This is a genomic window from Terrabacter sp. FW104-15G4B (assembly GCF_058790095.1).
In genome coordinates this window covers 126,073-132,698 of sequence record NZ_JBYTCI010000009.1, presented here as the reverse complement: position 1 = coordinate 132,698, position 6,626 = coordinate 126,073, and the positions used below count along the sequence as shown (strand labels likewise).

Annotated in this window: 8 protein-coding genes; 2 read left to right on the top strand and 6 right to left on the bottom strand. The window is 73.6% G+C overall.

Annotation, left to right across the window (positions count from 1 at the left end):
* Positions 1–943, top strand: a 943-nt coding sequence (locus AC3WRT_RS09820; protein ID WP_492721355.1) for an aminotransferase class V-fold PLP-dependent enzyme, incomplete at its 5' end; no start/stop codon positions are given.
* Entirely contained in the window at positions 940–1,194 is a 255-nt protein-coding gene (locus AC3WRT_RS09815) for a sulfurtransferase TusA family protein (protein WP_492721353.1), read from the top strand. The genes AC3WRT_RS09820 and AC3WRT_RS09815, both read left to right, overlap by 4 nt.
* On the opposite strand, the gene aat is transcribed toward AC3WRT_RS09815, so the two are convergent.
* The 6 genes from aat to AC3WRT_RS09785 form a co-directional block, all read right to left on the bottom strand.
* Positions 1,163–1,837: a leucyl/phenylalanyl-tRNA--protein transferase gene (gene aat, locus AC3WRT_RS09810; RefSeq protein WP_492721352.1), complete on the bottom strand. Its 675-nt coding sequence runs from the start codon at positions 1,835–1,837 to the stop codon at positions 1,163–1,165. The genes AC3WRT_RS09815 and aat overlap by 32 nt on opposite strands.
* Positions 1,838–1,871: 34 nt before the next feature.
* Positions 1,872–2,858 (bottom strand): carbohydrate kinase family protein, encoded by a 987-nt coding sequence (locus AC3WRT_RS09805; RefSeq protein WP_492721351.1) that lies wholly within the window; start codon positions 2,856–2,858, stop codon positions 1,872–1,874.
* Between the two features lie 151 nt (positions 2,859–3,009).
* Positions 3,010–3,387 carry an iron-sulfur cluster insertion protein ErpA gene (erpA, locus tag AC3WRT_RS09800; protein ID WP_020145450.1) on the bottom strand — a complete coding sequence of 126 codons (378 nt, stop codon included), beginning with the start codon at positions 3,385–3,387 and terminating at the stop codon, positions 3,010–3,012.
* 127 nt (positions 3,388–3,514) lie between these two features.
* Entirely contained in the window at positions 3,515–4,681 is a 1,167-nt protein-coding gene (locus AC3WRT_RS09795) for a glycerate kinase family protein (protein ID WP_492721348.1), read from the bottom strand.
* A gap of 66 nt (positions 4,682–4,747) precedes the next feature.
* Positions 4,748–5,839, bottom strand: a complete 1,092-nt coding sequence (locus tag AC3WRT_RS09790; RefSeq protein ID WP_492721347.1) for an S-adenosylmethionine:tRNA ribosyltransferase-isomerase — start codon at positions 5,837–5,839, stop codon at positions 4,748–4,750.
* The gene (locus tag AC3WRT_RS09785) at positions 5,836–6,561 is read right to left on the bottom strand and encodes an SDR family NAD(P)-dependent oxidoreductase (RefSeq protein WP_492721345.1); all 726 of its coding nucleotides are present in this window, start codon (positions 6,559–6,561) and stop codon (positions 5,836–5,838) included. The genes AC3WRT_RS09790 and AC3WRT_RS09785 overlap by 4 nt, the downstream gene beginning before the upstream one ends.
* Positions 6,562–6,626 lie beyond the last annotated feature (65 nt).

Genomic DNA, 6,626 nt, shown 5'->3' with positions numbered 1-6,626 from the left:
GGCGCGGGCCAGGGCCGTCGACGGGATCACGTATGCCGCCCGCCGCCGGGGGGCGCGCACCGTGGCCTCAGCGGTGGAGCACTCCGCGGTCCTGGTGCCGGGGCGCGCGCGAGCGGCCGCGTCCGGCGACATCGCCCTGCTGACCGAGGTGCCGGTCGACCCCACCGGTCGCGTCGACCTCGACGCCTGGGGCGCGGCCCTGTCCGTTCCCGGCACGGTCGTCGCTGCCCTGCAGAGCGCCAACGGCGAGGTCGGCACCCGTCAGCCCCTCGCGCAGGCCCACGAGATGGCCCGTTCGCAGGGCGTGCCGCTGGTGGTGGACGCGACGGCCTCCCTCGGCCGCGACGACGTGCCGGCCGACTGGGACGTCCTCGTCGGCGACGCCCGGTCCTGGGGCGGGCCACCGCTCGGGGTCCTCGTCGTTCGCGAAGGGGTGCGCTGGCACTGGGCGGACGCGCGCGCCGACGTGGAGCACGGTCGCACCGACGTCCCACCCTGGGTGCCCCTGGCCCTGGCGGCCGCGGAGGCGTGGCAGCAGGCCGCGGCCACGCGCCCCGACGACGCCCGCACGTGCCGAGCCCTCGTCGACGACATCCGCGCCGCCGCTGCACTCGTCCCGGACACCGAGGTCGTCGGCGACCCGCACGACCGGCTCCCGCACGTCGTGACCTTCTCGAGCCTCTACGTCGACGGCGAGGCTGTCGTCGGGGCGTTCGACCGCGCCGGTCTCGCGGTCGCGAGCGGCTCCGCCTGCACCTCCAGCACCCTCGAGCCGAGCCACGTTCTGGCGGCGATGGGTGTCCTCACCCACGGCAACGTGCGCGTGACCCTTCCCCTGCCCGCCGTCTCCCCCGCCCTGGCCGACGACGTCGCAGCCTTCACCGCCGCGCTGGCGCCCACGGTGCGGGCCGTCCGCGACGAGCTGGGAGTCGGTGGGCTGTGAGCGGCGAGACCGTCCTGGACGCCCGGGGCCAGCGGTGCCCCCTGCCCGTCATCCGCCTGGCGCAGCTCGTGCGCGACGTGCCGGACGTCGACGTCGTCGTGCTCCTCGCCACCGACCCCGCCGCGGCTCACGACGTGCCGGCCTGGTGCCGCATGCGCGGCCACCGCTTCACGGGGTCGCGCGACGAGGTCGACCACACGGCCTACGTCGTCGAGGTGGTCAGGCCCAGCACGCCGGCAGCGGAGCCCTGAGGACCGTCGGCAGGATCGCGAGGTACTCGTCGCGCGGCACCTCACGCACGCCGAGGGTGGCGAGGTGGGGCGTCTGCCACTGCACGTCGATCAGGCGCCGGGGGTCCCCATCGGCCACCAGCAGGTCGCGCAGTCCCACGAGGGCGACCTTGGAGGCGTCGCGCGTGTGGTGGAACATCGACTCCCCCGCGAAGAGGCCCCCGATGGCCACGCCGTAGAGCCCGCCCACCAGCTCGCCGTCCTGCCACGCCTCGATGGAGTGGGCCCAGCCGGCACGATGCAGCTCGACGTAGGCCGCGGCGATCGCAGGGGTGATCCAGCGCCCGTCCCGGTCGGGGGCCGCGCACGCCTCGAGGACCGACAGGAAGGCGGTGTCGACGCGGATCTCGAAGTGCGCCAATGACTTTCGCAGCGAGCGGGTCACCCGAAGCTCCCGCGGTCGCAGGACGCCCCGAGGGTCCGGCGACCACCAGCCGATCGGTTCGCTGCCGTGGTCGCCGATGCCCATGGGGAAGACCCCGACGGAGTACGCCTCGTAGAGGGTCGCGACGTCGAGATCGGCTCCGACCCCGACGAGGTCCTCCCCTGGCGACACGCGGTCGAGCGCGAAGTCCCAGGCGGTGGGTGGAGGCGGCGTGGGCACGGGCGTGGCCGTCAGCGACGGGCCGACGGGGGCGTCACGGCCGCGGGCAGGTGATGTGCGGGCCGATCTCGTCGGCCGACTCGGGGCCGTAGGCCTCGCTGAGCCGCTCGAGGAAGTGCGCCTTGCCGAGGACGTACTCCTGCGTGCCGACCGTCTCGATGACGTAGGTCGCGAGCATCGAGCCGAGCTCGGCACAGCGGCGGACCGAGAGGCCGGTCGCGATGCCCGTGAGGAACCCGGCGCGGAAGGCGTCGCCGACCCCGGTCGGGTCGGCCTTGCGGACCTCGCGTGCTATCCCGACCTCGACCGGCTCCTCACCTCGGACGCGGACCGTGACGCCGTCCTTCCCGCGCGTCTTGACCTGCACCCGGACGCGCTCGGCCAGCTCGTCCTCGCTCCAGCCTGTCTTCTGGCAGGCGAGGTGGCTCTCGTACTCGTTGGTCAGCAGGTACTCGGCGCCGTCGATGAGGCGCTCGATGGTCGGACCGTCGCAGAAGGCGAGCTGCTGGGAGGGGTCGGCCGCGAACGGGATGCCGCGCGACCGGCACTCGTCGGAGTGGCGCAACATCGCCTCGGGGTCGTTGGCACCGACGACGACGAGGTCGAGGCCGCCGACGCGCTCGGCGACCGGCGCGAGCTCGATGTCGCGGGCCTCGGTCATGGCCCCCGCGTAGAACGTCGCGATCTGGGCCATGTCACGGTCGGTCGTGCAGATGAAGCGCGCGGTGTGCTGGGACTCGGAGTAGTGCACAGCCCCGCAGTCGACGCCGTGGCGCTCGAGCCAGCTGCGGTAGTCGGTGAAGTCCTCGCCGACCGCGCCCACGAGCAGCGGGCGCTGACCGAGGTTGGCCATGCCGAACGCGATGTTGGCGGCCACCCCACCCCGTCGCACCTGCAGGTCGGAGGTGAGGAAGGACAGCGAGATCTTGTCCAGCTGCTCGACCACCAGGGAGTCGGCGAAGAGCCCGTCGAAGGTCATGAGGTGGTCGGTCGCGATGGACCCGGTGATGGCTATCTGCACAGCACGAACCTACCCGGCCGGTGCCGGGCCCGACCGCACCCGGGTCAGCACCCCGCACGCAGGTGACGCGGAGGATCAGGTACGCGACGACGAAGGGCCCGACCGAGACGGTCGGGCCCTTCGGGAATGCTGTCGCGCCGTGGCGCGCGGCTCAGCTGAACGAGTCGCCGCAGGCGCAGCTGCTACCCGCATTGGGGTTGTCGATCGTGAAGCCCTGCTTCTCGATCGTGTCGGCGAAGTCGATCGTGGCGCCCTCGAGATAGGGCGAGCTCATCCGGTCGACGACGACCTCGACACCGTCGAAGTCGCGGACGAGGTCGCCGTCGAGGCTGCGCTCGTCGAAGTAGAGCTGGTAGATCAGGCCGGAGCAGCCGCCAGGCTGGACACCCACGCGCAGGCGGAGGTCGTCACGACCCTCCTGCTCGAGCAGGCTCTTGACCTTGGTGGCCGCGACGTCCGTCAGGACGACACCGTGGGCGGGAGCCTCGGTCTGAACCTCGGCGGGAGATGCGTTCGTCTCGACACTCATGTGTTGGTCCTTCACGTCGTGGTGCACGGGTCTGGAGTGACAACCCGTGCCGTGCCGGATGTGTTCCCGGCGCTCCAAGGATACGTCGCCCTCCCCCGGAAACACGCATTCGGACGCCGCAGTCGGCTCAACGGGTGGACGGCGACCAGGTGCGCGCCACCCTGGCGGTGCGGTCGGCGAGGCGCTCAGCGGGGTGAGCGAGCGCGGCGGCCACCTGGTCCGGGCGTTCGGCGACGGCATACACCCCCGAGAGGCCCGCGGTCATGGCCTCGCGCCGACCGACGAGCGCCTGCCCCGGCACGGCGATGACGGGCACACCCACCCTGGCCGCCGCCTCAGCGACGCCGACCACCACCTTGCCCCGCAGGGACTGCCAGTCGAAGCTGCCCTCTCCCGTGACGACGAGGTCGGCCGATGCGACGGTGTCGACGAAGCCGACCGCGTCCAGGACCGCCTCCACGCCGGAGACCCGGCGGGCGCCGAGCAGGTGCAGGGCGTAACCGAGTCCGCCGGCTGCCCCGGCGCCTGGCTCGCGCTCGGGCCGCAGCAGCGTGCCGGTCAGCAGCTCCCTGGCCGGGGGGCGCACGCGCGCCACGACGCTCGCGAAGTGCCCGAGGGCGTTCTCGAGCCGCTGGGCCTGCTCCTCGGTGGCGCCCTTCTGCGGCGCGAAGACCGCGCTGGCCCCCTTGAGGCCGAGCAGCGGCGAGTCGACGTCGCTCGCGATGACGAGGTCGACCCCGTTGAGCCGGTCGCTGGCGGCGTCGAGCCCCGCCACGTCCTCCGGCGTCGTCGACTCGAGTGCGAGGCCGCCGCGGCCGAGCCGGGCCTCCGGACCCACGCCCAGGGCTGCGAGCAGCCCCGCCCCGGCGTCGTTGGTCCCCGAGCCACCGAGGCCGATGACGACGCGCCGCGCCCCGGCGTCGAGCGCTGCGAGCAGCAGCGTCCCCACGCCGGCCGTCGTCGCGCGGGTGGGGTCGCGCTCGTCCGGAGCCAGCAGGTGAAGTCCCGCGGCCTGCGCCGACTCCACGTATGCCGTCCGCCCGCCGGCGCCGGTCGTCAGCAGGATGCTCGCCGGCACCTCCCGACCCAACGGGTCGGTGGTCACGACCGCCTGCACCTCGCCGCGGAGGTTCTCCGCGAGGACGTCGACGAAGCCGGGGCCGCCGTCGGAGAGGGGCACGAGGGTGAGCCGGTCCCCCGGGGCGGACCGAGCCCAGCCCTCGGCCATCGCAGTCGCGGCCTGGGACGCGGTGAGGGTGCCGGTGTAGCAGTCGGGCGCGATGATCACGTGCACGTCCGGCATCTTTCCACTGCCCTGCTCGTGACGCGGGTCGAGGTGATGGCGGCCGCGCCCGCCGGTTCAGCGGTGGGGCAGGAACAGGCCCGCGTCGCCGAACTCGTGCCAGGCGTAGCGGTGGGCGACCGCCTCGTCGTAGGCCCGCTGCGTCAGTTCGGCACCGGCAACCGACTCGACGAGGAGCAGGTGCGAGGCGTCCGGGTCGTGCCAGCCCGTGACGAGCCCGTCGACGACGCGGGCGGGCCGGTCCGGCGAGATGACGACCTCGGTCCAGCCGGCCGAGGCGTGCACCCGGCCGTCGGAGTCGGTCGCCGACTCGATGGCGCGTGTCGCGGTGGTCCCGACGGCAACGACCCGACCGCCCCCGGAGCGCACGAGGTTGACGAGGGCGGCCGTCGCACCCGACACCGCGAACCGCTCGGCCTGCGGGGCCTCCCCTGCCTCCTGCGACGACAGGCCGGTGTGCAGCGTGACCGGGGCGACATGCACCCCCGACGCGACGAGGCCCGTCACGAGCTCGGCGGTGAAGGGCCGGGCGGCGCTCGCCATCTCCGCACTTCCCGGCAGCCGGGCGAAGACGGTCTGGTAGGCGTGGAGCGGGTATCGCGAACGGAGATAGCCGTAGGCGATCGGCCGGCCGTGGCTGGCGAGATGGCCGGTGAGCGTGCAGCCGTCGATCTCCGCAGCCCGCCACAGGCGGTTGCCGCGTCCCGTCGGCGACGAGTCCGGCTGCGGGTAGAGACCCTCGAGCCGCAGGCGGGGCCCGTCTGCGAGCTCGACGACGTCGCCTTTTGACGCGTCGAGCAGGGGGTGCGCAGCGTCGGGGGCGGTCCGCAGCTCCACGACCCAGGTGCAGTCGTCGAGCTGGGCCGCGACGTGGACGACGACCGAGCCGCGTCCGCTGATCCGTCCGTCCACCTCGCCGGCGACGGTTGCCGAGTTGTTGACGAGGAGGAGGTCGCCGGGCGCTAGGTGGTCGCCGATGGCCGAGAAGGTCGTGTGTGAGACCGAGAGCTCACCGGGCGCCGGCTCCGAGGCGACGAGCAGGCGTACGCCGTCGCGTCCGAGACCCCTTGACTCCGGCGGCGCGTCGGCGTTGAGGTCGTCGGTGACCCGAAAGACGGTGTGCGGTGCGTGTGTCAGGGCCGCGGTCACGAGGCCACCCCCGAGGGCGCGGCGGCCAGCAGGTCAGCAGCCCGGTACCGCCCACTCGCGGGGCGCGACTCGAGCAGCGCCAGGATCCCGGGCACCGCGACCTCCCTCGGCAGGGGGCGGTCGGTGATGTCCTCGCCCGGGAACGCCGCCTGGTGCATCGCCGTGCGCATGTCCCCCGGGTCGACGGCATACGCCCTCACCGAGGGCACCTCGACGGCCAGCGTCAGCGTCAGGTGGTCGAGCGCGGCCTTGCTCGCGCCGTAGGCGCCCCAGGTCTCGTAGTGCTCGACGCCTGCGTCCGACGAGATGGCGAGAAGCGTTCCCGCGGCGGTTTCCAGCGCGGGCAGGAGCGAGCGGGTCAGTGCGTGCGGGGCCAGGACGTTGACGGCAAGCACCTGCGCGAGGTCGTCCGCCGACAGCTCGCGGAGCGGGCGCAGCGGCACGGGGCCGAGCGTGCTCGCGTTGTGGACGAGCAGGTCGAGGCCGCGCTCGCCCGCGAGCTCGGTGACGACCTGTGCGACCTCGTCGCGGTGCACGGGGTCGCCGACGTCGCCGGCCACGCCCACGACGTCGTGGCCCTGCTCCCGCAGTGCGGCGACGGTCTCGACGAGGTGGGACGCGTCGCGGGCCGTGACGACGAGGTCCCAACCACGGGCGGCGAGCGACTCGGCGAGCGCTCGACCGAGGCCCGCCGTGGCGCCGGTGACAAGGGCGGTGGACATGATGGCTCCTGTGGTGGTCGGAAGTCGATGGCCACAGCGTCAGACATCAAGTCCACTTGAGGTCA